This window comes from Bacillus sp. SRI_025 (assembly GCF_057592095.1).
In genome coordinates this window covers 149,200-172,518 of record NZ_JBYEGB010000007.1, presented here as the reverse complement: position 1 = coordinate 172,518, position 23,319 = coordinate 149,200, and the positions used below count along the sequence as shown (strand labels likewise).

Sequence of the window (23,319 nt, the reverse complement as noted above, 5' to 3'; positions counted from 1 at the left end):
TATGCTTTATCTTTATATTGTCCGAAGGAGCTGTCGAGTTGAAGGGATCTAGGGTTGAGTTTATTGATAGTTTACGTGGTTTTAGTTTATTAGGTATTTTGATCGTGAATATGCTTAATTTTCAATATGATTATGATTTTGAGAAAATGTTTGATTCGAGTTTTTGGGGGCAGGAATTCGGTGTATATGTGACGGAAATTTTGTTCCAGGGGTCTTTTTATCCGATCTTTTCCTTTTTGTTTGGGTATTCTTTTATCAAGCTGATTGAATCGACGAAGGCCAAGGGGCTAAATACGAATGCCATTGTCGTTCGCCGTGGTTTTGGTCTGATTGTGCTTGGAATGCTGCATTTAATCTTCATTTGGAGTGGCGACATTCTTCTCTATTATGGAGCTTGTACGTTTTTCCTAATGATGTTTATAAACAGCCGAATCAAAACAGTGTTTATATGGTCGGGTATTTTAGGTGCCTTATCTTTAGTGATTTATCCATCTCTAATGAATTTTATTTACGGAAATCCTGATTTATTAACGAATGTATATGGGACTGGTACATATGGCGATATTGTATTGAGCCGGATTACAATTGAAGATGATATGGTAATCGTCTCCATCATTATGGCAATTGTAACACTTACTATGACACCAATTTTAAGTCTTCTCTATGCTCCTATCATGATCGGTCCATTTGCACTGCTTGGCATGGCGATCGGGAAAAAGGGTCATTTGACAAAAGAAGATCGAGGCATGTCTTATCGTAAAGGCTGGGTTTGGATGATTATCATCGGTCTTGCTTTAAAATGTGCGACGTTTATTGATGCTCCTTGGAGTGAAATGGTGTTGACGTTAGGAGCCTATGTCCTGACGATCGGTTATATTCAAGCCTTTATTGTTTTTTACTATTCAAAGGCTGCACAAGGGTTGAAACGTCTGCTTGCAGGGCTTGGCCGTTTGTCTCTATCAAACTATTTAGCACAGTCGATTATTTGTACAACGATTTTCTATTCTTATGGACTTGGTCTATTTGGACAATTGGGGTCAATGTTTGGGCTGCTTCTTGCTGTCGGACTGTACACAGCACAGCTGTTCATCAGCTATCTCTATTTGAAAAAATGGAGAAGAGGTCCTGTGGAGTGGCTTATGGGAAAATGGGTATATTGGAAATAAAGCATTTTGTTAAAGAACCGCATGGCTTCAGGCTGTGCGGTTTTTTCGTGTATTTTATTTTAAAATGGTTGAATATTCTTCTAGTGTGTATATAATGTATATATAGTATATATACATTATTTCGTTCCAACTATCTGAAAAAAGAGGTTTTTATATGCAAATTACGATTTCAAACCATTCTAAGGAGCCCATCTATGAGCAAATTACGAATCAAATCAAATCGATGATTTTAACGGGTGAGCTTGCAGAAGGCGCAGCACTGCCATCTATTCGCAAGCTGGCGAAGGATCTACAAATTAGCGTGATTACAACAAAGCGAGCGTATGAAGAGTTAGAGAAGGCAGGATTTATTTATTCAATTGTAGGCAAGGGATCATTTGTTGCGGAACAAAACGTAGAAGTGATGAAAGAGAAGAAATTGAAGGTGATCGAGGAACAGCTTGGAGCGGTTGTCACAAACGGGAAAGAACTAGGATTATCTTTTGATGAATTGCAGCAGTTATTAAAGTTCTTATATGAGGAGTGAGATGAGTGGAGCATGTGATTGAATTCAAAGGAGTTTCGAAACGATTCAAGGATTTTTCAGTTCAGAATCTCGATTTACAGGTTAAGAAAGGATTTGTTACAGGGTTTATTGGAGAGAATGGAGCGGGTAAGTCGACCACCATTAAAATGATCATGAATTTGTTAAAACCCGATTCAGGTGACATCAAGGTTTTTGGATTGGATTATCATACTCATGAAAAAGAGATTAAGGAACGAATCGGCTTTGTTTACGATGCTAACGTTTTTTTCCCAGGATTGAATTTAAAGGATATCAAACGAATTGTAGCACCTGCCTATAAACGCTGGGATGACCGGCTTTTTGATCAATATATTGAGCAGTTTGGTCTGCCGCTGAATAAAGCGATCAAAACATTTTCAAAAGGGATGCAGATGAAGGCGTCGCTTGCGATTGCGCTGTCACATCATGCAGAGCTGATTATCATGGATGAGCCAACTGCTGGTTTAGATCCGGTTTTTAGAAGAGAGCTGCTCAGCACGTTACAAGAATTGATGATTGATGGAAATCGGACGATCTTTTTCTCGACGCATGTGACGACTGATTTAGACCGGATTGCGGATTATATTGCGTTTATACAAAATGGAAGATTGGTGTTTCAACAGTCGATTCATGAAGTGGCAGAAAGTTATGCGCTTGTGAAAGGAAGCCTAGAGTTATTGGATCGAGACACAGAAAAGGCCTTTGTCCATATCCAGCGTACAGCAGCCGGATTTGAAGCATTAACCGATCGGATTGATGAAGTGAAACTCATTTTTGGGGATGCTGTTGTGATTGAACCGGCGTCGCTTGAGGATATCATGTTTTATTTGAAAGGCGGGGTTGCGCATGTTTCATTTAATTAAGCGTGATGTGATTTTGCAAAAGAAGCAGTTACTTATTTTTATTCCGTTTATCTTATTTTTTATTTTCATGGATGTCCATCCAGTATTGACGTTTCTAGTTGCTAGTGTCTTCATTCCATTTAACACATATGCGTATGATGAAAAGGCAGAAACGAATATTCTATTAAACTCCTTGCCTTATACACGTAAAGAAATTATCGCATCACGTTATCTTGGCGCCATTTTCTATATGAGTATTGCGATCGTGCTGACAAGTGCTGCATTATTTGTGTTTGGGAAGCTGTTTTCGCTGTCAGATATTGCGATTGGCAGCGGGTTGTTTTTATTGTTCGCGGCGTGTACGTTTCCATTGTTTTATATCTTAAAGCCTGGTTATATCACAACGGCAGTGATCATTGGCTTTATCGTATTATCTGCTATGGGACCACCTGTTGTTCTCTATTTAGCAGAGCAATTCAGTGGGATCACTGATTTTATTATGAATTTATCGATCCCTATTTTATATACGGGGTCAGCTGTGCTGATTATGCTTTTCTACCTGCTGTCTTGGGGGCTTTCTACTGCGATTTACCAGAGGAAAGTGTTTTAGGAAAGCAATTGCCGATTTTCCTATAAATTTACAATTTGAGCTTAGAAGACCGTGTGAGCGGTCTTTTTTTGAAGATTTTTCTGGTTATTGATTATATCAATATAAAACAATTTGAAACTCTTTTTATGTCAGAATATTTTGTTAATAGTGTTTTCCTCAAAAAAACAATTGTTTTTTAAGGGTAGATTTATTATGATAATATACATCGAAAGATTGATGTTTCTCAATCAGAATGAAAATTCTGATTTTTATTTTTTATGTTGTTTGTTGATGAGGGGGAAGAAAAGTGGCTCAAAAGGAATTAAAGAGAGGGTTAAGTGCCCGCCATATTCAAATGATTGCTCTTGGCGGCACAATCGGTGTTGGCTTATTTATGGGGTCAGCGAAGGCCATTCAATGGACAGGTCCATCGGTTCTTCTAGCGTACGCAGTGTGTGGTATTTTTATCTTTTTTATTATGCGAGCGATGGGAGAAATGTTATATCTTGAGCCGAGTACAGGGTCGTTTGCTACATTCGGGCATCAATATATTCATCCGCTTGCAGGGTATATGACGGCTTGGAGTAACTGGTTCCAGTGGGTCATTGTCGGAATGTCTGAAATTATTGCTGTTGGGGCTTATATGAAATATTGGTTCCCAGAGCTGCCTGCGTGGATTCCAGGGTTAATTGCGATGATCATTTTAGGAGCGGCCAACTTGATTTCGGTTAAGTCGTTCGGTGAATTTGAATTTTGGTTTGCGATGATCAAAATTGTGACGATTATCTTGATGATTGTTGCAGGTCTAGGCATTATTTTCTTCGGATTTGGAAATGGCGGGACGCCTATTGGCTTGTCTAATCTGTGGGCGCACGGCGGGTTCTTTACAGGTGGATTTACCGGGTTCTTGTTTGCATTGTCGCTCGTCATTGCTGCCTACCAGGGTGTTGAGCTGATTGGGATTACAGCAGGTGAAGCACAAAATCCAGAAAAGACGCTGACCAATGCCATCAAAAGTATCATCTGGCGTATTTTGATTTTCTATATCGGTGCGATCTTTGTCATTGTGACTGTGTATCCGTGGGATCAGCTGAATACGCTTGGCAGTCCATTTGTGGCGACGTTTGCGAAGATCGGAATTACAGCAGCGGCTGGTATTATTAACTTTGTTGTGATTACAGCAGCGATGTCAGGCTGTAATAGTGGTATTTTCAGTGCGGGCCGTATGCTTTATACATTAGGTGTAAATGGTCAGGCGCCTGCTTTCTTTACAAAAATTTCGAAAAATGGTGTACCGTATTTTGGGACATTCGCTGTGCTGATTGGTTTAGCGATAGGAGTTGTTCTGAATTATGTTTCTCCGCCAAACATTTTCGTCTATGTGTATAGTGCGAGTGTTCTTCCTGGGATGGTGCCTTGGTTTGTCATTTTGATTAGTCATATTGGCTTCAGAAAGGCGAAAGGGGCAGCGCTTGAAAAGCATCCGTTCAAGATGCCGTTAGCACCGTTTTCTAACTATCTTACAATTGGATTCTTAGTAATGGTACTTGTGTTTATGCTCATTAATCAGGATACGCGTATTTCTCTTATTGTAGCAATTGGGTTCTTGATTTTAGTGGCGCTTAGCTTTTTTGTATTTGGAATTGGGAAACGAAAACCGATTGAAACAGCTTCTTCTGATCAAACGATGAAATAATCAAAAGCCTTGCGGAGTGGACCGCGAGGCTTTTGTCGTTTACAGAGAAGCTTTGACACGCTGAAAGACATCTGGATAGTTGGTGAAAAGACCGGTGACGCCGTATTGCAGAAGACGTGTCATGTCTGCTTCGCTGTTGACCGTATATGGATGAAGGAGGAGTCTGTGGCTTCTGACCTGCTGGACGTTTTCAGGTGTTAAAGCTCTAAAATTCGGTCCGACTCCCACGGCGTACGTTTTAATAAAGTCGAGCTGATCGTCTGTGATGGATGTCATTTGGGCTCTGTCTAATAGCTGTACTTTTGGCAGGCGTGGAGCTAATTTCTGCAGCTTTAGCAGGCTGTCTTGACTAAAGGATTGTATGATAACCTGCCCTTTTCTTGTGTGTTTTCCAAGAAGATGATGTTTCTTTAAGGCGGCCAATAGTTTTTCTTCCATTTGCGGATAAAGGTCTGGTTTTTTTGTTTCAATATAATAATTCTCTCGTTTTCCGAAATAGCGCAGCACCTCATCTAATGTAAGGACTCTCTGTCCGATATAGTTGGCATTTTGTCTGTCGGGATTGGCTTCGTTAAACCACGTCCCGGCATCAAGCTGTTTGATTTCGGCAAGTGTGAGGTCTTTGACCCACCCTGTTCCGTTTGTGGTCCGGTCAACGGTTTCGTCGTGCATCACGATGAGATGTCCATCCTTTGTCATTTGAAGATCGAGTTCGAGGTAATCTGCATTCATCTTTGTGGCGAGTTTGTAGGAAGCCAGGGTATGCTCTGGTGCATACCCTGATGCTCCGCGGTGTGCAACGGTTAAGATGCGATCTGGAGATAAAAGATGTTCATGAGCCGATATGGTGGCCGGCACCCACGCAAAAGACAGTAAAGCAAAAGAGAGCAACACGAAAGCAAGTAATCTACTTTTCTTCATATTTTAACCTCCTTTTACGGTAACTGCCTTCATCATAAGAAATAGATGTAAAGAGCATGTTGGGCGGATATGAATCTTTTATGTGATTTTCATTAAGCTTGCTCTACGCGTTTTCCTGTATTCCATGTCATCGCGAGGAAAACAATTGCAAGCACACAAGAACCAACCAGTAAAATGAAGCCTCCTGTCCAGTCATAGTGATCGACGACGACACCCATCATGGCATTGGCAAAGGCAGAGCCGCCAATGTAGCCGAAGAAGCCTGTCAGTCCGGCAGCAGTGCCAGCTGCTTTTTTCGGAGCGAGATCAATGGCTTGAAGTCCAATGAGCATGACCGGTCCGTAAATCAAAAAGCCGATGCTGATGAGGGCAATGTTATCGACCATTGGATTGCCAGCAGGATTTAGCCAGTAAACGAGAACGGCAATTAACACCCCGACCATAAAGATGACGCCAGCTGGTGCGCGGCGGCTTCTAAAGAAGCGGTCACTAATCCATCCGCACAATAATGTACCGGGGATGCCTGCATATTCATAAAGAAAATAAGACCAGCGTGAATGCTCTGGTGAAAAGCCCTTCGCTTCTGTTAAGTAGGTCGGCGCCCAGTCAACAACACCGTAACGGACGAAGTACACAAACACGTTGGCAATGGCGATATACCATAGGAATTTATTGTTGAGTACATATTTAAATAAAATCTCTTTCACTGTTAATTCTTTTTCTTGATCCTCATATTTTTGTGCCGGATAGTCATTTCGATATTCCTCGATTGGCGGAAGACCAGTGGATTGCGGGGTATCCCGTACGAGAAGAATGATCACGAAGGAGACGATAATGGCAATGATGGCAGGGAAGAAAAAGATACTTTTCCACGTCGCAAACAGCACAATTCCTAATGTGATAAGCGGTGCAAGAATCCCCCCGCCGATATTGTGAGCGACATTCCAAATGGACATTTTCGTACCACGTTCACTAACCGAAAACCAGTGTGCCATCGTACGTCCGCATGGCGGCCACCCCATGCCTTGAAACCAGCCATTTAAGAACATGAACAAAAACATGATCCATACACTGGATGTGACCCACGGAAATGAGACAAATAGGATATTGATAAGAGCTGATAAAAAGAGTCCGGCAGCTAAAAAGTATCTGGGGTTACAGCGGTCTGAGATCATCCCCATGATGAATTTACTAAAGCCATAAGCAATGGATACGGCTGCGAGTACAAAGCCTAATTCACTTTTCGTGAACCCCTCTTCCTGTAGATATGGAATGGCAAAAGCGAAATTTTTGCGCAGCAAATAGTAGCCCGCATACCCGATAAAGATGCCTAGAAAGACTTGCAGCCGCAGCCGCTTATACGTCTCGTCTGTTTTGGCATCATCAAGCCTGTCGATATGCGGAGCAGGTTTAAACCATTTGAACATAAAGATCCTCCTTTTGTAGATGTCCGATTGACTGAAGCAAAAGTACGAGAATGGCTTTTGATCCTGTACCTTTTCAGAGACAAAAGAATTGTTAGCGCTTTCTTTTGTACTCCCATCATATCGGATGAAAGAGACGTTTATGATGAGGCTTTTGTCATAAATTTGGAAAAATTGTTCGTGAAGTAACAAAAAAATCCGCACAATGGCGGATTTTTTCTTAGCTGTTACAGAGACACATTAATTTTCGCAGATTTCTTTAGCTTTTCAATTTCTTTTTGTACTTCTTTCTGCTTTTCTTGAGATTCTAGCTGTTTTTTAATTTGTGATTTAACCTCTTTGTATTCTGGTGCTTTTTGCTTTTGTTTTTTCATTTGGTCTGCGTATTGGTCATAGTACGCTTTGACGTCTTTCTCAGAGACGGAGGCTGATTTGATTTGTTTGTCGACATATTGGCTGTACTTGATGCTGTCGGCAATGTCACTTTTCAGCTGATCCAATGTAAGTCCGCTCTTTTTCAGTGCTTCTTCGAATTGAGCGTTGTCTTTAAACTGTTTCTTTTCTTCCTTTAGCTGCTTATCTACTTCTTTGTCAGAGGCTTTGAAGCCCTTCTTCTCAGCATCTTGCAGGATGAGCTCTTGGCCTACGAGCGCATCAATGGTTTGTTTCTTGACTGCTTTCTCGCCTTCTTTAGAAGTTGGGTCTTGCCCGGACTGCTGAAGCTGGCCTTGGATGGTAGATAAGGCGCTATTGTATTCACTGCCTGTGATTTTGTCTTTGTTGACGGTCGCAACGACCTTTTGATCATCGATTTTTTGTGCGTCTAATTTCTTTTGCATTTCTTCCATTTGCTTTTGCTGCTCTTTTTGATCAGCCTGTGTTGTTTCCTTGTTTTTGGCTGCATCGTTTTGCTTATCTTGTTTGGCATCGTTAGACGAGCAGGCTGCAAGCCCAACAGATAACAGACAAGCGATGAGTGTATATGATACCTTTTTCATCATTTTCTCTCCTTTCGGTATGAGAACGTCTAGTGCGCATTCTAACCGTTTTTTAGGAAAAATAAAACCGTACAGACAATTTGTTAGCGGATTGACATGTTTTTTATCTGTTTGTCCTCATTTTGTCTTCTGATAGTCATCATATGACAAACTTAATCGTGGAATAACTGTTCCATCACTTCGTCGATTTGGGTGATCGGCTGGCGGCAGCTGTAGTTTTCACAAATATACACGGTGGTGCTGCCGTCGATTGTTTTGTAATCTTTTGCAAATGGTGCGAGCTTGGCTAAGTCATTTCCTGTTTCGGCTGTCAAAATGATATCAAATGGCATAAATCGTTTCCGAAGCGCCTGTAAAAACCGTTCTTTTTCCGGATCTCCGTTTTTCCCAAGAATGATGATTTCTCTTTTTGCCGCATATTGACTCAAGAGCCCTTGCAGAAACGCTGTGTGTCCGCTTGGGTAGGAAGAGACATCGACATAAAAGGCTTTGAACATCTGTTCTAATGTTTTCAGCCAGTCTTGACGTCCAGTCATTCTGCTTAGCTTCAGAAGCTGGTGGAGTGCGGTGCTGTTACCAGAAGGCATGGCACCGTCGTACACTTCTTTTTCTCGAACGAGGAGCGCTTCCGCATCTGAACCTGAGAAGAAAAAGCCCCCTTTTTCCTTGTCCCAAAACAGCTCAAACATGTTCTCCGCAATGGCTGTGGCTTTTTCCAGCCAATCTAATTCAAAGGTCGCTTCATATAAAGACATATACGTTTTTAGCATATGCGCATAATCCTCTATAAAGCCGAGATGCTTCACGTCACCTTCTCTGTAGCGGACCATAAGCCGCTCATGTTGAACAAGATGTGTTTCTAGAAAAGACATTGCCTGCTGCGCCATAAGGATCGTTTCCTCTGCATCAAAGACCCTTCCTGCTTTGGCGAGAGCTGCGATCATCAGCGCATTCCAAGATGTGAGCACTTTGTCATCTACAAGCGGCGCGGGTCGCTGCTGTCTGACTGATTGTAAAATGTGTCGGGCTTCTTGCAGCTTAGAGTGAAGTGTATGGTCATCAATTGAAAAAGAGGTTTTGATGTCCTCAAAAGAGGTGGAAATGGTATGAGGGATGTTCTCCCCTTCAAAATTCCCCTCTTCTGTGATGTGATAGACTTCGCAAAATAAAGCGCCAAGCTCCTCTCCTAAATGAGTGATAATTTCATCCTTTGACCAGACGTAATATTGTCCTTCTTTCCCTTCAGAATCTGCATCTATCGCTGAATAAAAGGAGCCTCCTGGATTCATCATATCTTGTTTAATAAATTGAATCAGACGTCGGACAAGCTTTTCATACTCAGGTTTTGAGGTGAGCTGATACGCTTCTGTGTAAGCTTCCAGCAGCAAGGCGTTATCATACAGCATCTTTTCAAAATGAGGCACCAGCCATTTTTCATCCGTCGAATAACGAGAAAAGCCCGACCCAATATGGTCGTATATACCGCCATTTGCCATGCCGTCTAACGTTTTCGTGACTGCATATAATGCGTTCTCCTGCTCTGTCCATTCGTAATAGCGCATCAGAAATGACAGCATATGAGGTGCAGGAAATTTCGGCGCGGAGCCGAAGCCGCCATACAGCGTATCAAAGCTGCTCATGAGCTGATAATAGGCTTTGTGAATTGCCTCTTGAGACAGCGTATTTTCTGTCTGCCCGGCTGCTTTGATCCGCAGGTTATTTGTTGCCTTCTCTGCCAATGATTCAATATGATCTCGGTCGTTATGGTACGCATCCAGCAATTGTGTCAGTGCCTCGATGAAGCCAGGCCGCCCGTATGCACTTCTCTTTGGAAAGTACGTTCCCGCATAAAAAGGCTTTTGATCCGGCGTGACAAACACATTCAACGGCCAGCCGCCTTGCCCCGTCATCATCTGACAAACAGACATATACATAGAGTCGATATCTGGACGCTCTTCACGATCGACTTTGATTGAAATAAAATGCTCATTTAAGATGTCAGCGACTTGTTGATCTTCAAAGCTTTCGTGTGCCATGACGTGGCACCAGTGGCAAGTGGCGTAACCGATGCTGACAAGCACAGGTTTATTTTCACGCTTGGCTTTGTCAAAGGCTTCTTGCCCCCACGGGTACCAGTGTACTGGGTTGTGAGCGTGCTGAAGTAAATAAGGAGACTTCTCAGCGATTAATCTATTGGGTTTATTGTTAGTGGGCATGGGATCACCTTCTTTCAATACTTTGTTAAATTTATCATATTCTAAAGTAACACAGTGATGTATATGATATTCAGGTTTTTTTCCCATACAACAAGATGCTATACACCAAATAAAAACCGTAATAGTTTTAAATTTGTTTTATTGACTTAAAGTTAAAAATCGATCATAATAACCCTATAAAAGTTAAATATTTTTTTAACTCTATTGGAGGGTTATTCAATTGTATACTATAAGTAAAAATAAAGTTAGATTACATATGAAAAAACATGGAATTTCAACTCAAAAACAATTAGCAGAGCAGCTAGGAATTAGTAAAAATCAGCTTTCTATGCTGTTGTCACCTAATTTCAATCCTATAAAGTCAAATGCTTTAAAATTATGTGAAATATTAGATGTGAATTTTGAAGAAATTATTGATTCTGAACAAATGGAGTTATCACTAGATGGAACGGATAATTTAATAGATTCTAATATAGATGAGGAAGTAAATGTTTCAAGTTTTGAAGGAAATGAGTTTTTAGATATAAGAGATATTAAAGCTAATAAAGATTATTCAGTAGTAGAACTTTTTGCTGGAGCTGGTGGGTTAGCATTAGGACTAGAACAAGCTGGATTTAAATCTAGAGGTCTTGTTGAGTTTGATAAATATGCTTGTCAAACTTTGAGAAAAAATAGACCTCATTGGAATGTTATTGAGAAGGATATCATTGATGTTGCTGAAGAAGGGATGAAAAACTTTGTAAATGTTCCAATTGGAGAATTAGACTTACTATCAGGAGGTTATCCTTGTCAAGCATTTAGTTATGCAGGAAAGAAAATGGGGTTATCCGATGCGAGAGGTACAATGTTTTATTACTATGCCCAAGTTTTAAAACAGTTACTTCCGAAAATGTTCTTAGCTGAAAATGTAAGAGGGTTAGTTAATCATGATAATGGTCGAACTTTAGCTCTTATGTTAAAAGTATTCTCTGATATTGGTTACACAGTAAAATGGAAAGTTTTAAGAGCATTAGATTATGATGTAGCACAGAAGAGGGAAAGAATAGTATTAGTTGGTATTAGAAATGATTTAGTAGAGAAATACGAGGCGAATTATTTCTTCCCTCAACCTTATGGATATGAGCTTACATTAAAGGATGTTCTAAAAAATGTTCCAGAATCTGAGGGAGCAAAATATCCAGAATCGAAAAAAAGAGTTTTAGATCTCGTCCCTCCTGGTGGCTACTGGAGAGATCTCCCTGACGAAATAGCGAAAGAATACATGGGAAAAAGTTATTACTCAGGTGGTGGAAGAACGGGGATGGCTAGAAGATTATCTTGGGATGAGCCTTCTCTAACATTAACTTGCTCTCCCGCACAAAAACAAACAGAAAGATGTCATCCAGATGAAACCAGACCATTTACAGTAAGAGAATATGCTAGAATACAAAGTTTCCCTGACTCATGGAATTTTGATTGTTCAACAAACAATGCTTATAAGCAAATTGGGAATGCCGTTCCAGTAAATATGGCTCAAGCTATTGGTTTATCTATAATTAGCACACTAAATCAGCTAACATGATCATTCTGCTTTTTCTGTGGAAATTAACAGGGATGAAAACTTTACATCCCTGTTTTCATTACTATTCTTCCAAAGACTCTTGTTCTTTTAATTCCTCTTCTATTTGTTTGGCTAGACTATCAATTACTTCTTCTATATGTTTTGATCCATCAAACTCTGATGCAATTTCTCCTATTGCATCAGTTAATCGCTTATAGAAGTTTTCTTCACCTGTAAGTCTATACCAAAATTCGGCACCTACAATTACTGGATATTCTTCTTTGATTTTTTTGTAGTGACCACTTAATTTATCATCGGAACCATAAAAAACACCTACAACAAGGTCATTAAATCCAATACTTAAATTATTTGTTCGAGCAAGATTTTTAATCCCTAAAAAGTGATTTTTAATAGTTGGAACATCGTCAGCATTAATTGTGTTGGGGCCAGCCTTTATTTGACAGTACTTTCTATTGCCGTCTAACTTATCAATGAATTCAATATCAATTCCAGATGTAGTTGAGGCGAAACCATCCAAGACTTCACTACAGAATTTCTGCAACTTGTTTCCAAATGTTGTGTTTAAAGATGTGCCTAATACTCTTGGATAAACTAATGCTCTTGCAATGTTTTTCGGATCATCATTCCCTGCTAAAAAGTTAGCTCTGTACTTATCTAAAAATGGATTCAGTGATAAATGTTTCAATTCTTTCAACTTTAAAGTGTTCGCAAGATGACTTTTTGCTATTTCGTTTCTAAAAAAATCTTTTGCTTTCTCAATAATATCATCTGGATGTTGTGTATTCATTACTCTCCCCCTTTTCTCTTTGACACTTCTATTATAGGGTCTTTTGCACTATCTGTAAAATTAACCAATTATGTATCATTCTGTTCAAATACTTATTTTAATATTTGGTATGTAAATGGAGAATCAAGATTTTGAAAGTTTGACGAGGAAAAAGATGTGTTAGATGCGTTTTAAATTAAATCTAGTGGTGTGTCTGTTAAGGCACCAGTGACAAGTAGCGTAACCAATACTGACAAGCACTGGTTTATTTTCACGTTTGGCTTTATCGAATGCTTCTTGCCCCCACGGGTACCAGTGTACTGGGGTGTGAGCGTGCTGAAGGAGATACGGTGATTTTTCATGGATGAGCGGGTTGGGTGTTTGGTTGTTTGGCAGGGGATCACCTTCCTTTCTATATGTTTTTTAGTATTCTCTTTTCTCTATTTAATATATCAGATTGCTGTTGCCCGTCATCATTTGTCTGTGAGGTATTCCCAAAATGAAAAAAATCAAGGGCTATACACCCTTGATCAATCGTAATGTTTGAACAAGATGGCTGAATTATGTCCTCCAAAACCAAAAGAATTGGATAGCCCATATTTCAATGGAAGCTCCCTCGCTTCTAATACAACATCTAAATTGCAGTCTGGATCTTGATTCTCTACATTAATAGTTGGCGGAATCATTCCTCGTCTCAAACTTTCCACTAAAGCAATGGCTTCTACTCCGCCGGCAGCACCAAACATGTGCCCAGTCATTGACTTGTTTGCCGTTGTTGGAATTTCACCTGAACGATCACCAAATAATTTCTTAATTGCTAGAACTTCTGAACGATCACCTACTTGTGTACTTGTTGCATGAGCACTAATAACATCAATTTCATCTGTTGATATGTTTGCACTTCTCAATGCTTTTTTCATGGCTAAGTAGGCACCTTTACCTTCTGGGTGTGATGCTACCATATGATGAGCATCTGAACTAGCTCCGTATCCCACTACTTCACATAATATCGGTGCATCCCTAAGAATTGCGTTTTCTAATGATTCTAATACTAAGATACCTGCGCCTTCACTCATCACAAAACCATCTCTATCTGTATCAAATGGACGGCTGGCTAGGCTTGGCTCTTGGTTTCTAGTAGATAGTGCATGTGCATTTCCAAAACTGGCCAAAGATATTTGTGAGATGGCAGCTTCTGCTCCACCGGCAAATATAATATCTGCATCATCATTTCGGATCGCATTGAAAGCTTCACCAATAGAGGTGTTCCCAATAGAACAAGCTGTGACTGGTGACAATGATGGCCCTTGTGCCCCTAATCTTATGCTGATTTGGGCCGCAGCCGCATTTGAAATCATCATGGGGACAAGGCTGGGGCTTACTCTTGAGGGACCTCGTTTATCTAATACATTCACTTGATCAACAAGCGATTGGATACCCCCGATTCCTGAACCAACATATACGCCTAAACGTTCAAGATCAACTTGATCTAACTGTAATTGTGAATTTTCTAATGCTTGTTCGGCTGCTGCTAAGGCAAACTGACTAAAGCGATCTAAACGTTTTGCTTCTTTTCTTCCCAATATTTCATCTGCATCGAAATCACGAACGATTCCGGCTATTTTTGTTTTATAATCAGTTGTATCAAAAGAATCAATGAGAGATATTCCCGATTGTCCTTTGATTAGTTGATTCCAAAAGCTATTTACATCATTTCCAAGTGGAGAAATAATTCCCATTCCAGTAATGACAACTCTTTTCATGATCATTCCCTCCTTGTTTTTATTAACTTTAGCCATTGTGTTATCCTATTACAAGTTGTTGTTTATCCTAGTATAATTAATAATATTTTAAAGGGAGATCTTCATGAAACCTGAAACAAGACTTCAAGCATTATCAGAATTTCTAAAAAACCAACGTTCGAAAATTACGCCCCAAATGGTTGGTTTACCTGTAGGAACCCGTAGAAGAACACCAGGATTAAGAAGAGAAGAAGTGGCTCAACTAGCCGGTGTGAGTCTTACTTGGTATACATGGTTAGAGCAAGGCAGAGATATAAAAGTATCTACTTCGGTATTAGATGCGATTTCTCGAGCATTACAATTAAATAACGATGAAAGGAGATATTTGTACGCTTTAGCGTTAGAGGAAGGAGTGAAACAATCCTTTATTATTGAGAATGAGAAGGAAATCAGTCCGGCTTTAGTGAAAATGTTGCAGGAGCTTCGTTATTGCCCAACGATAATATCTGATAGAAGAAGTCAAATTGTTGGGTGGAATCAAGCAGCAGCTAATGTGTTTTTGGATTTTGAACAAATCATTCCGGCAGAAAGGAATATCATACGCTTACTATTCGCAAGAAAGGAATTTAAAAGTCTGGCCGTGAATTGGGAGCATTTTGTTAGAGGATATATCGCCATATTTAGAACGTATTATGGACAGTATGTAGCTGATGACTGGTATGAGCAATTTATAGAAGAAATGGAGCAGGCATATCCTGAGTTCCGTAAAATTTGGAATGAAAATGAGATCAGCTATGCGCCTGAAGTATTAATTGAATTTCGTCATGCTAAGGCAGGTAAAATGTTGTTTAACCTCACTTCATTACAAGTGTATGGGGATACTGATTTAAGATGCAGTGTCTATACTCCAGTTGAGGATACTGATACGGAGCTTAAGTTGAAACGTTTAATTGAAGGCTAGCTATTGTTTGGATGAAGTTATTATGGCTATTACATATAAAATAGATCCTATGCCGTCAGCGACAAGTGGGCATAACCGATGCTGATAAGCACTGGTTTATTTTCACGTTTGGCTTTGTCGAAGTCTATTTGCCCCCTAAGCCTATAACGTTTCTGGTAAATGGTGTTTATACATCTCAATAGCATCTGTATGTTCTTTTAAAACGCTCCTTGTTTTTGGATGTGGTTTAACATATATCAAAGGATAGTCGACTTCATCTAATTCTTGTTGAGTATGAAAAGCTAATCTTTCATGATCAAGTGAGAATTGAGCATCAATTCCTGTTTTGTTGCCGCGAGAGTCTAATCGAATCCATTTATTAAGTGAATGAAAAAATACAGCATTTAATGCGTGAATACAATATCCTTTATCTGGCGTATCGAACAACATTAACCGCTGGTAACAGAAACCTGTGGGTATTCCTTGTGAGCGCAATAGAGCAGCTAATAGGTTGACTTTGCATAGCAAATTCCCTCTTTATAAGTTAATACCTCAGATGCATGACAAGTCACTCGTTTGGATTGGATATCCCATGTATGGGGAATTTCATCTCGAACAAACTCATAGGCTGCTTTTGCTTTTTCTATTTCTGTCTGCAAAGGGTTGAAAAGTTCATTTGATTTTGCTCGAATAAGAGGATGAGAATAATCAACTTCAGCTAGTTCACATAAATAATCATCAAAATTTTTAGATTCACATGTCAAGTTCATGATAGTGTCTCCTTTTCTCTATACTTTTACCGCAGGAGGTCTATTTCTTCACCAACACATATTGTAAGTTTTCTAACTCAAACATATCAATCAGTTCATTGATGTCTTTAAAATAGATATGTTTTCCAAACCGTTTTTTGCTTAGGTCAATTTCTACATCCAATCGATCATCCTTTTCTTTCGTTTCGAGTTCATTTAGACAAGAATAGATTTCGATGGTTTCTCCTTTTGAAAGCTCTTTTTCAATGAATTTAAAAAGTGCACGAAGAGAATGAATGATGTCCAATTCATAAACAAAAGGATGTGTGAATTTGTTTCTTACCGTTTCATAGAAAGGATCTAAATAATCAATGTGAATGCCTTCGAAATCCTCTTCTGTTTCGAATACTTCTATCAAAGGATCTTCTTTTTGATAGGTTTTGTGCTTTTTTTGTTTTTGATCAAACAATTTGATATTGAGTTCAGAGAGTGGTTTATAGGTAGGATTTTGACCAATGGTACCAAGCGGCAGTTCTTTGTTTGATCCAATATAATGATGTAAAGTCATGGGCTGTCCTCTTTTCTTTCAATGATTTCTCGTTCGTTGATTATTTTCTTTTTATCAATAAATGGTGGAATGTGCAATTATTTTCACATACGTTCTCTACAAAAGAGAAGGACAAGTTGTTTGACTAAATACCTCTTAGGGTATACTATCTGTTCATAGGAATTCAATAGAAAGGGGTACTTGTGAATGGAATATAATCAGCAGATGAAGAATCGTCTTCGCCGGATTGAGGGGCAGATTAAAGGGGTTCTTGCGATGATGGAGCAAGGAAAGGATTGCCGCGAGGTGGTGACGCAGCTGTCTGCATCACGCAATGCCATTGATCGTGCAATGGGTGTGATTGTGAGTACAAATCTTGAGCAATGTGTCCGTGAAAGTCTTGAACAAGGCAAGGATACGGAGGGTCTTGTGAAAGAAGCGGTTGAGCTATTGGTGAAAAGCCGGTAAGAAATTCTTCAGCCTTTGGAGGTTGACGGATTTTTTTACTTGTTATAATATACCCTTACCGGTATATGTATATATTTTTTATTTTATATATACCCCCAAGGGTAATTGAAAAAGGAGGAGCAGAATGGAAGAACAGAAAAAACGAACGACTATTGTGCTATTTAGTGGAGATTATGATAAAGCGATGGCGGCTTACATTATTGCCAATGGTGCAGCAGCCTATGATCATGAGGTGACAATTTTTCATACGTTTTGGGGGCTGAATGCCTTGCGCAAGGATGAGATGGTGCCAATGAAAAAAGGTTTTTTAGAAAAAATGTTTGGCAAGATGATGCCGCGCGGGGCTGATCGAATGGGCATTTCAAAGATGAATTTTGCTGGTATGGGCCCGAAGATGATTAAGCACGTCATCAAAAAGCACAATGCCATGACTTTGCCGCAGCTCATTGATATGGCGAAGGAACAGGAGATTAACCTCGTGGCATGTACAATGACGATGGACCTTTTAGGATTGCAGGAGAAAGAGTTATTAGATGATATTCAATATGCTGGTGTGGCGGCGTATTTAGCAGAGGCTGAAATTGGGAATGTGAATTTATTTATCTAGTGAGGTGTTAACACATGATTCAAACACTTTTGATCATCATCGTCATTGGTTTGCTGGTGAGCCGTTTTCTTCCTGTAAAGGGTGTAAAACAAATTGATGCAGCCGATATGAAACCTCAATTGCGTAGGCAGCATCAACAACTGATTGACGTTCGGTCTCCTGTAGAATTTCAAACAAACCATATTAAAGGATTTCGCAACATCCCCTTACCTCAGCTAAAAGAACGAGCAAATCAGCTTGCGAAAGACAAAGAGGTTTATGTGATATGCCAAAGCGGGATGAGAAGTATGCAGGCAGCTAAAATATTGAAGAAGCAAGGATTTACACAAATTACGAATATCAAGGGTGGCATGAATGCTTGGCATTAAGTAAGTATAAAATATACCCCCACCCCTATATAAAGGAGGACATCACGTGCAGCAACCAACTGTCATTTTAGATGCAAAAGGATTGGCATGTCCGATGCCGATTGTGAAAACAAAAAAACAAATGAATGAGCTATTACCAGGAGACGTGCTTGAGGTGCAAGCTACCGATAAAGGATCAGCAGCGGATCTAGCGGCATGGTCAAAGAGTGCCGGCCACGAATTTTTAGGAACAAAAGTAGAAGGACAGGTGCTTCATCATTTGATACGTAAGGGTGGAGTGCAAGAGAAAGAAGGGGAGTCAATGATTTCAGAAATACCTTTGAATACGTTCCAACAGAAGGTAAAAGAAGATCAATCTTTGTTTATTTTAGATGTACGGGAGCTAGATGAATACGAGGCAGGGCATATTCCAGGAGCTGTTCACATCCCTCTTGGAGAAGTCGAACACCGTGCAGAAGAATTGAGCCAGGATACGCTTATTTACCTCATCTGTCATTCAGGCAGAAGAAGTGAATTAGCCGCGCAAAAGTTAAAAGAAAAAGGATTTCAACAATTAGTGAATATAGTGCCAGGCATGAACAGCTGGACAGGAGAGATTGAAAAATAGGAGCTGAATAAAACGATGTCTGTAAAAGAAATGACAGCAGAACAGTTAACAAAAAAGATTATCAACAAAGAGCCCATCTTTTTGTTAGATGTACGAAACGAATCAGATGTACAGGACTGGAAGATTGAAGGAAAAGCCGTTGATTATATCAATGTGCCTTACTTTGAGCTTCTTGATGGCGTAGAGGATATGGTCGAGAAAGTACCAACAGACCGAGAAGTGCTCGTTGTGTGTGCCAAAGAGGGCTCCTCTATTATGGTGGCGGAGATGCTGTCAGAGGCGGGCAGAACGGTCAGTTATTTACAAGGTGGTATGAAGGCATGGAGTGAGCATGTCGAGCCAGTGAAGATTGGTGATTTAAGCGGCGGTGGAGAGCTGTATCAATTTGTACGGATGGGCAAAGGGTGTCTGTCCTATATGATCATGTCCAATGGAGAAGCTGCGGTTGTGGATGCTGCTCGAATGACGGAGGTCTATATCGATTTTGCGAAAAAGCATGATGTTTCGGTGGCGCATGTGCTGGATACTCACCTTCATGCGGATCATATTTCTGGTGGGAAAAAACTAGCTGATCAGACAGGAGCTGCTTACTGGCTGCCACCAAAAGATGCAGAAGAGGTAACCTTTGAGTACAAACATCTTGAAGAAGGACAGCGGATAACGATTGGAACAGCTTCCATCGACATTCAACCCATTTATTCCCCGGGACATACGATCGGCTCAACATCTTTTATCGTAGACAATCAATTTCTTCTTTCAGGTGATATTTTGTTCGTTGATTCTATCGGAAGACCTGATCTCGCTGGACTGGCGGAGGACTGGGTAGGTGATTTGAGAGAAACACTTTATGACCGATATATGGCGCTTTCGAAAGAATTAATTGTTTTACCTGCGCATTTCATGATCATGGAAGAAGTGAATGAAGACGGAAGCGTTTGGAAGGAACTTGGCGTTCTATTTGAAGAAAATCATGGACTGAACATTGAAGATGAAGATGTATTTAGACAAATGGTCACGAAGAATCTTCCTGCACAGCCAAACGCCTATCAAGACATTCGGTATACCAACATGGGGAAATTGACTCCAGACGATGAAGAGCAGCGGGAAATGGAAATTGGTCCAAACCGTTGTGCGATTCGGTAATGTTCAATAAAATAAGAAAAGAGGAACGATCAAATGACATCTGATCAACTATTAGACGTAACAGGGCTTGCATGCCCAATGCCGATTATTCGAACAAAGAAAAAAATGAACGACTTGGCGGAAGGTCAAGTTTTAGAAATACATGCAACAGATAAAGGGGCTAAAGCTGACTTAGCTGCATGGGCGAAGTCAAGCGGACATGAATTGATCACGCAGACAGAAGAAGGTCGCGTGCTGAAGTTCTGGATGAGAAAAGGGTCCTAAAGGATGTAGGGGTATCTGCTGAAGATCCCCTTTTCCTTTTGCAAAGGAGGAGACCAGCGTGGATTTTGCGTTTTTGATTACACTTTTTATCATCGGATGTATTGGTTCCTTCTTATCAGGAATGGTGGGGATCGGCGGATCTGTGATCAACTATCCCATGCTGCTTTATATCCCGCCTCTTCTCGGTGTGATGGCATTATCAGCACACGAGGTTTCAGGGATTGGCGCCATTCAAGTGCTTTTTTCGACGCTGGGTGGTGTACTGGCGTATCGGAAAAGCGGATATTTACATCGCTCGCTGATTTTATATATGGGAAGCAGTATATTGGCGGGCAGCTTATTAGGCAGTTATGTATCACATTTTATGCCAGAGAAAGGGATGAACCTCGTCTATGGATTACTTGCCATTGTGGCGGTTATTCTCATGCTGATTCCGAAAAAAGGACAGCGTGCAGACGCAGAGGGTGAAGTCACTTTTCATAAAGGACTGGCATCAGGTATTGCCTTTGTAATTGGCAGTGTTTCCGGGGTATTAGGCGCAGGCGGTGCATTTATTTTAGTACCTGTCATGCTGTCTATTTTAAAAATTCCTGTACGGATGACGATAGCGTCGTCACTTGCGATTACATTTCTTTCTGCTATAGGCGCATCGACTGGAAAGGTATTGACGGGTCAAGTCATGCTTCTTCCTGCGATTGTGCTGATGGCCGCAAGTTTGGCAGCCGCTCCGCTTGGTGCTAAGGTCGGTCAGAAAATCAACGCCGTCTATTTGCAATGGGCCCTTGCTGTAATGATTACAGCGACAGCGGTCAAAATTTGGCTGGATATTTTATAAAAGAAAGACCAACAGAGCAAACGTGTTGGTCTTTTTTATTTGACATCATCGTGCTCGATATACGTTTCTAGTGCGGGGTGGTACTCTTTTTGATAATGAAGGTTGGGACATGTTTTCACGACTTTGCCTTGCAGGGCATTGGACTTTGAGACTTCTAATGCTGTTCTACATTTAGGACAGCGTTCGGCAAAGAATGAGGGCCAGCGTTTCATATATCACCACTCCAGTTAAAGTCTTAAAAACCGATTATATTAATATGAATTATAGGGGATCATGCAGGTGAGGTCAATGGGTGTTTGGGTCTTTTTAACAAAAAAAGAAGCATCCTGAGATGCTTCTTTATCGTTCATATTCTTAATAGGCTTTCGCCCAGAACACCATATCAGATGCAGGCTTTCCGCAGCAGACACATGTGTCAGAAATGGTTTCCTGTTCAAATGGGATACAGCGTGAAGTCGCCCCTGTTCTTTCTTTAATATCGTTTTCACAGGCTTCGTCACCGCACCACATGGCTTTAATCAATCTGTTTTCTTCCGCAAGAATTTGCTCGATGTCTTCGATCGTGTGGGCTTGTGATGTTTTTTCATGTAATCGTTCTTTTGCCTTTTCGTACATGGTCTGCTGGATGTCTTCAAGCGTTGCTGTGATGGTTTGTTCAAGTGCATCTAACGTGACAGCTTGCTTTTCACCAGTGTCTCGTCTTGCGAGCATCACCTGTCCTTTTTCGATGTCCTTTGGTCCTACTTCTACACGAAGCGGAATACCCTGCATTTCACATTCGTTGAATTTCCAGCCAGGCTGTTTATCGCTTGCATCGATGTCAGCACGTGCGATGCGGGCGAGGCGATCCTTCAATTCGTAGGCATGATCCAGCACACCTTCTTTATGAGAAGCGATTGGCACGATACGCACTTGGGTTGGCGCAATATTTGGTGGGAGGACAAGCCCTCTGTCGTCGCCATGCACCATAATCATAGCGCCGATGATTCTTGTTGTGAAGCCCCATGAAGTCTGCTGGACATGCTCTAGTTTTCCTTCACGGTTTAAAAATTCAATGCCAAACGCCTTTGCAAATCCGTTCCCGAAGAAATGAGAAGTGGCAGTTTGGAGCGCTTTTCCATCATGCATCAAGCTTTCGACCGTATAGGTGAAGCGAGCGCCGGCGAATTTTTCCTTCTCTGTTTTTCTCCCTTTAATGACAGGAATGGCAAGGAGATCTTCGCAAAGAGAAGCGTAAGTGTGAAGCATTCTTTCTGTTTCTTCAATCGCTTCTTGCTCAGTCTCATGGCACGTGTGTCCTTCCTGCCATAGGAATTCAAGGGTTCTAAGGAAGGGACGTGTTGTCTTTTCCCAGCGGACGACATTGGCCCATTGGTTATATAGCTTTGGTAAATCGCGGTAGGAATGAATAATGTTTTTATAATGCTCAGCGAACAGCACTTCAGAGGTTGGTCTGACGCAGAGCCTTTCTTGTAATTCGGATTCACCGCCATGTGTGACCCACGCCACTTCAGGAGCAAAGCCTTCGATATGATCCTTTTCCTGCTGCAGCAGGCTCTCTGGGATAAAGAGCGGCATATAGACATTCTCATGACCCGTTTCTTTAATCTGGCGGTCAAGTTCGTCGCGAATATTCTCCCAGATTTTAAAGCCGTACGGCTGAATGATCATACTGCCTCTCACGCTTGAATAATCGACGAGCCGCGCCTTTGTGACAACATCTGTATACCATTGGGCAAAGTCGTCTTCCATGCTTGTAATTTTCTCAACAAATTGTTTCTTTGACATTGCAGGTTCCTCCTTTTTAAAAAACAAAAAAGCTGTACTTTAAGTTAGGGACCATTCCTGGTGGTACCACCCTAATTTAAAGCACAGCTTTACACTCAATTCATGATAACGGTATGAACCGCTGTATGAAACAGAACTAAATCGGCAGGTTCACTTGAAGATGTCAGTAGGAACTTCTCAGCACCGTTCCCTCTCTGTTAAAGATCGATTCAAGCTACTATTCCAGATCTACGTTGATCCTTGTTCGTTGATTTTTCATCAGTTTACCTGTAAATGAAGGAGAAAGCAAGTTGTTCTGATTGCCTTTTTGGCGCCTTTTGCTTAAGGATTGGAATGGCAGTATTTTTCTATTTTTACAGCTTGCGAGTTATGAAAGGCTATGCTAATATATTTGAAGAAAAAAATAGACTTGTATAACCTCAATAATATGGTTTGAGGGTTTCTACCAGGATCCGATAAATCCTGATTACAAAAGCGCGCTTTCCTTTTTTGTAATCAGGGTTTTTTTGTTTGTCTGCACCCTGTATCAAAAGTGAAA

At 40.7% G+C, this 23,319-nt stretch carries 24 protein-coding genes, 1 pseudogene, 1 riboswitch and 1 other annotated feature; of the genes and pseudogenes, 14 read left to right on the top strand and 11 right to left on the bottom strand.

Annotated features, from left to right (window positions below):
- The first annotated feature begins 38 nt into the window (after positions 1-38).
- The 5 genes from AC20OE_RS17605 to AC20OE_RS17585 all read left to right on the top strand — a co-directional run bounded on the left by AC20OE_RS17605 (position 39) and on the right by AC20OE_RS17585 (position 4,837).
- Positions 39-1,166, top strand: coding sequence for a DUF418 domain-containing protein (locus AC20OE_RS17605; RefSeq protein ID WP_059374485.1), 1,128 nt, complete (start codon positions 39-41; stop codon positions 1,164-1,166).
- 154 nt (positions 1,167-1,320) lie between these two features.
- The gene (locus AC20OE_RS17600) at positions 1,321-1,692 is read left to right on the top strand and encodes a GntR family transcriptional regulator (protein ID WP_059374486.1); all 372 of its coding nucleotides are present in this window, start codon (positions 1,321-1,323) and stop codon (positions 1,690-1,692) included.
- A 5-nt stretch (positions 1,693-1,697) separates the two neighbouring features.
- A complete protein-coding gene (locus AC20OE_RS17595; RefSeq protein ID WP_059374488.1) occupies positions 1,698-2,573 on the top strand; it encodes an ABC transporter ATP-binding protein in 876 nt (291 codons plus the stop codon).
- Positions 2,557-3,162 (top strand): ABC-2 transporter permease, encoded by a 606-nt coding sequence (locus tag AC20OE_RS17590; RefSeq protein WP_058837211.1) that lies wholly within the window; start codon positions 2,557-2,559, stop codon positions 3,160-3,162. Before AC20OE_RS17595 ends, AC20OE_RS17590 begins: the two co-directional genes overlap by 17 nt.
- 286 nt (positions 3,163-3,448) lie before the next feature.
- Positions 3,449-4,837, top strand: coding sequence for an amino acid permease (locus tag AC20OE_RS17585; protein ID WP_058837215.1), 1,389 nt, complete (start codon positions 3,449-3,451; stop codon positions 4,835-4,837).
- Between the two features lie 39 nt (positions 4,838-4,876).
- On the opposite strand, the gene AC20OE_RS17580 is transcribed toward AC20OE_RS17585, so the two are convergent.
- From AC20OE_RS17580 to AC20OE_RS17565, 4 genes are all read right to left on the bottom strand, one after another.
- Positions 4,877-5,758: a glycerophosphodiester phosphodiesterase gene (locus AC20OE_RS17580; protein ID WP_058837216.1), complete on the bottom strand. Its 882-nt coding sequence runs from the start codon at positions 5,756-5,758 to the stop codon at positions 4,877-4,879.
- 92 nt (positions 5,759-5,850) lie between these two features.
- Positions 5,851-7,185 carry a glycerol-3-phosphate transporter gene (gene glpT, locus AC20OE_RS17575; protein WP_041088787.1) on the bottom strand — a complete coding sequence of 445 codons (1,335 nt, stop codon included), beginning with the start codon at positions 7,183-7,185 and terminating at the stop codon, positions 5,851-5,853.
- 224 nt (positions 7,186-7,409) lie between these two features.
- Positions 7,410-8,180: a SurA N-terminal domain-containing protein gene (locus AC20OE_RS17570; RefSeq protein WP_058837217.1), complete on the bottom strand. Its 771-nt coding sequence runs from the start codon at positions 8,178-8,180 to the stop codon at positions 7,410-7,412.
- Between the two features lie 152 nt (positions 8,181-8,332).
- A complete protein-coding gene (locus AC20OE_RS17565; protein WP_487269060.1) occupies positions 8,333-10,396 on the bottom strand; it encodes a thioredoxin domain-containing protein in 2,064 nt (687 codons plus the stop codon).
- 256 nt (positions 10,397-10,652) lie between these two features.
- Between AC20OE_RS17565 and AC20OE_RS17560 the strand changes: the two genes are divergently transcribed.
- Positions 10,653-11,957 (top strand): DNA cytosine methyltransferase, encoded by a 1,305-nt coding sequence (locus AC20OE_RS17560; RefSeq protein ID WP_059374514.1) that lies wholly within the window; start codon positions 10,653-10,655, stop codon positions 11,955-11,957.
- Between the two features lie 61 nt (positions 11,958-12,018).
- Here AC20OE_RS17560 and AC20OE_RS17555 read toward each other — a convergent pair whose 3' ends face one another.
- The 3 genes from AC20OE_RS17555 to fabF form a co-directional block, all read right to left on the bottom strand.
- Positions 12,019-12,744, bottom strand: a complete 726-nt coding sequence (locus AC20OE_RS17555) for a PmeII family type II restriction endonuclease (protein WP_059374494.1) — start codon at positions 12,742-12,744, stop codon at positions 12,019-12,021.
- 159 nt (positions 12,745-12,903) lie between these two features.
- The gene (locus AC20OE_RS17550; RefSeq protein ID WP_487269069.1) at positions 12,904-13,119 is read right to left on the bottom strand and encodes a DUF255 domain-containing protein; all 216 of its coding nucleotides are present in this window, start codon (positions 13,117-13,119) and stop codon (positions 12,904-12,906) included.
- A 134-nt stretch (positions 13,120-13,253) separates the two neighbouring features.
- On the bottom strand, positions 13,254-14,486 hold the full coding sequence (fabF, locus tag AC20OE_RS17545) for a beta-ketoacyl-ACP synthase II (RefSeq protein ID WP_059374496.1): 1,233 nt from the start codon (positions 14,484-14,486) through the stop codon (positions 13,254-13,256).
- Positions 14,487-14,589: 103 nt separating this feature from the next.
- On the opposite strand from fabF, the gene AC20OE_RS17540 reads away from it, so the two are divergent.
- Positions 14,590-15,426, top strand: coding sequence for a helix-turn-helix transcriptional regulator (locus tag AC20OE_RS17540; protein ID WP_047204154.1), 837 nt, complete (start codon positions 14,590-14,592; stop codon positions 15,424-15,426).
- A 141-nt stretch (positions 15,427-15,567) separates the two neighbouring features.
- Here the strand turns inward: AC20OE_RS17540 and AC20OE_RS17535 are convergent.
- Positions 15,568-16,175, bottom strand: a pseudogene (locus AC20OE_RS17535) (transglutaminase-like domain-containing protein).
- Between the two features lie 40 nt (positions 16,176-16,215).
- On the bottom strand, positions 16,216-16,722 hold the full coding sequence (locus tag AC20OE_RS17530; RefSeq protein ID WP_099662845.1) for a hypothetical protein: 507 nt from the start codon (positions 16,720-16,722) through the stop codon (positions 16,216-16,218).
- Positions 16,723-16,908: 186 nt separating this feature from the next.
- Here AC20OE_RS17530 and AC20OE_RS17525 point away from each other — a divergent pair, with 186 nt between their 5' ends.
- From AC20OE_RS17525 to AC20OE_RS17495, 7 genes are all read left to right on the top strand, one after another.
- On the top strand, positions 16,909-17,169 hold the full coding sequence (locus tag AC20OE_RS17525) for a metal-sensitive transcriptional regulator (RefSeq protein WP_003217059.1): 261 nt from the start codon (positions 16,909-16,911) through the stop codon (positions 17,167-17,169).
- A gap of 124 nt (positions 17,170-17,293) precedes the next feature.
- A complete protein-coding gene (locus AC20OE_RS17520; RefSeq protein ID WP_041088802.1) occupies positions 17,294-17,776 on the top strand; it encodes a DsrE/DsrF/DrsH-like family protein in 483 nt (160 codons plus the stop codon).
- A gap of 14 nt (positions 17,777-17,790) precedes the next feature.
- A complete protein-coding gene (locus tag AC20OE_RS17515) occupies positions 17,791-18,144 on the top strand; it encodes a rhodanese-like domain-containing protein (RefSeq protein ID WP_041088804.1) in 354 nt (117 codons plus the stop codon).
- Between the two features lie 46 nt (positions 18,145-18,190).
- Positions 18,191-18,751: a sulfurtransferase TusA family protein gene (locus AC20OE_RS17510; protein ID WP_487269059.1), complete on the top strand. Its 561-nt coding sequence runs from the start codon at positions 18,191-18,193 to the stop codon at positions 18,749-18,751.
- A 15-nt stretch (positions 18,752-18,766) separates the two neighbouring features.
- The gene (locus AC20OE_RS17505; protein ID WP_487269058.1) at positions 18,767-19,894 is read left to right on the top strand and encodes an MBL fold metallo-hydrolase; all 1,128 of its coding nucleotides are present in this window, start codon (positions 18,767-18,769) and stop codon (positions 19,892-19,894) included.
- Between the two features lie 33 nt (positions 19,895-19,927).
- A complete protein-coding gene (locus AC20OE_RS17500; protein ID WP_064498746.1) occupies positions 19,928-20,158 on the top strand; it encodes a sulfurtransferase TusA family protein in 231 nt (76 codons plus the stop codon).
- 58 nt (positions 20,159-20,216) lie between these two features.
- The gene (locus AC20OE_RS17495) at positions 20,217-20,993 is read left to right on the top strand and encodes a sulfite exporter TauE/SafE family protein (RefSeq protein WP_059374510.1); all 777 of its coding nucleotides are present in this window, start codon (positions 20,217-20,219) and stop codon (positions 20,991-20,993) included.
- A gap of 35 nt (positions 20,994-21,028) precedes the next feature.
- Here the strand turns inward: AC20OE_RS17495 and AC20OE_RS17490 are convergent, their stop codons facing one another.
- Positions 21,029-21,205: a hypothetical protein gene (locus tag AC20OE_RS17490; RefSeq protein WP_164512187.1), complete on the bottom strand. Its 177-nt coding sequence runs from the start codon at positions 21,203-21,205 to the stop codon at positions 21,029-21,031.
- A 142-nt stretch (positions 21,206-21,347) separates the two neighbouring features.
- Complete coding sequence (proS, locus tag AC20OE_RS17485) at positions 21,348-22,781, bottom strand: proline--tRNA ligase (protein ID WP_047204142.1); 1,434 nt, start codon at positions 22,779-22,781, stop codon at positions 21,348-21,350.
- A 43-nt stretch (positions 22,782-22,824) separates the two neighbouring features.
- Positions 22,825-23,021, bottom strand: a binding site (T-box leader).
- 149 nt (positions 23,022-23,170) lie between these two features.
- A riboswitch (purine riboswitch) is annotated at positions 23,171-23,270 on the top strand.
- Positions 23,271-23,319: the final 49 nt, after the last annotated feature.

Excerpts from the sequence above, each read along its gene's own strand:
- AC20OE_RS17560 (WP_059374514.1), top strand. The coding sequence starts at position 10,653 with ATGAAAAAACATGGAATTTCAACTCAAAAACAATTAGCAGAGCAGCTA.
- AC20OE_RS17515 (WP_041088804.1), top strand. The coding sequence starts at position 17,791 with ATGATTCAAACACTTTTGATCATCATCGTCATTGGTTTGCTGGTGAGC.
- AC20OE_RS17555 (WP_059374494.1), bottom strand. The coding sequence starts at position 12,744 with ATGAATACACAACATCCAGATGATATTATTGAGAAAGCAAAAGATTTT.
- AC20OE_RS17565 (WP_487269060.1), bottom strand. The coding sequence starts at position 10,396 with ATGCCCACTAACAATAAACCCAATAGATTAATCGCTGAGAAGTCTCCT.
- AC20OE_RS17600 (WP_059374486.1), top strand. The coding sequence starts at position 1,321 with ATGCAAATTACGATTTCAAACCATTCTAAGGAGCCCATCTATGAGCAA.
- AC20OE_RS17505 (WP_487269058.1), top strand. The coding sequence starts at position 18,767 with ATGTCTGTAAAAGAAATGACAGCAGAACAGTTAACAAAAAAGATTATC.
- glpT (WP_041088787.1), bottom strand. The coding sequence starts at position 7,185 with ATGTTCAAATGGTTTAAACCTGCTCCGCATATCGACAGGCTTGATGAT.
- AC20OE_RS17500 (WP_064498746.1), top strand. The coding sequence starts at position 19,928 with ATGACATCTGATCAACTATTAGACGTAACAGGGCTTGCATGCCCAATG.
- AC20OE_RS17525 (WP_003217059.1), top strand. The coding sequence starts at position 16,909 with ATGGAATATAATCAGCAGATGAAGAATCGTCTTCGCCGGATTGAGGGG.
- AC20OE_RS17580 (WP_058837216.1), bottom strand. The coding sequence starts at position 5,758 with ATGAAGAAAAGTAGATTACTTGCTTTCGTGTTGCTCTCTTTTGCTTTA.
- AC20OE_RS17590 (WP_058837211.1), top strand. The coding sequence starts at position 2,557 with ATGTTTCATTTAATTAAGCGTGATGTGATTTTGCAAAAGAAGCAGTTA.
- AC20OE_RS17530 (WP_099662845.1), bottom strand. The coding sequence starts at position 16,722 with ATGACTTTACATCATTATATTGGATCAAACAAAGAACTGCCGCTTGGT.
- AC20OE_RS17540 (WP_047204154.1), top strand. The coding sequence starts at position 14,590 with ATGAAACCTGAAACAAGACTTCAAGCATTATCAGAATTTCTAAAAAAC.
- AC20OE_RS17520 (WP_041088802.1), top strand. The coding sequence starts at position 17,294 with ATGGAAGAACAGAAAAAACGAACGACTATTGTGCTATTTAGTGGAGAT.
- fabF (WP_059374496.1), bottom strand. The coding sequence starts at position 14,486 with ATGAAAAGAGTTGTCATTACTGGAATGGGAATTATTTCTCCACTTGGA.
- AC20OE_RS17570 (WP_058837217.1), bottom strand. The coding sequence starts at position 8,180 with ATGAAAAAGGTATCATATACACTCATCGCTTGTCTGTTATCTGTTGGG.
- AC20OE_RS17490 (WP_164512187.1), bottom strand. The coding sequence starts at position 21,205 with ATGAAACGCTGGCCCTCATTCTTTGCCGAACGCTGTCCTAAATGTAGA.
- proS (WP_047204142.1), bottom strand. The coding sequence starts at position 22,781 with ATGTCAAAGAAACAATTTGTTGAGAAAATTACAAGCATGGAAGACGAC.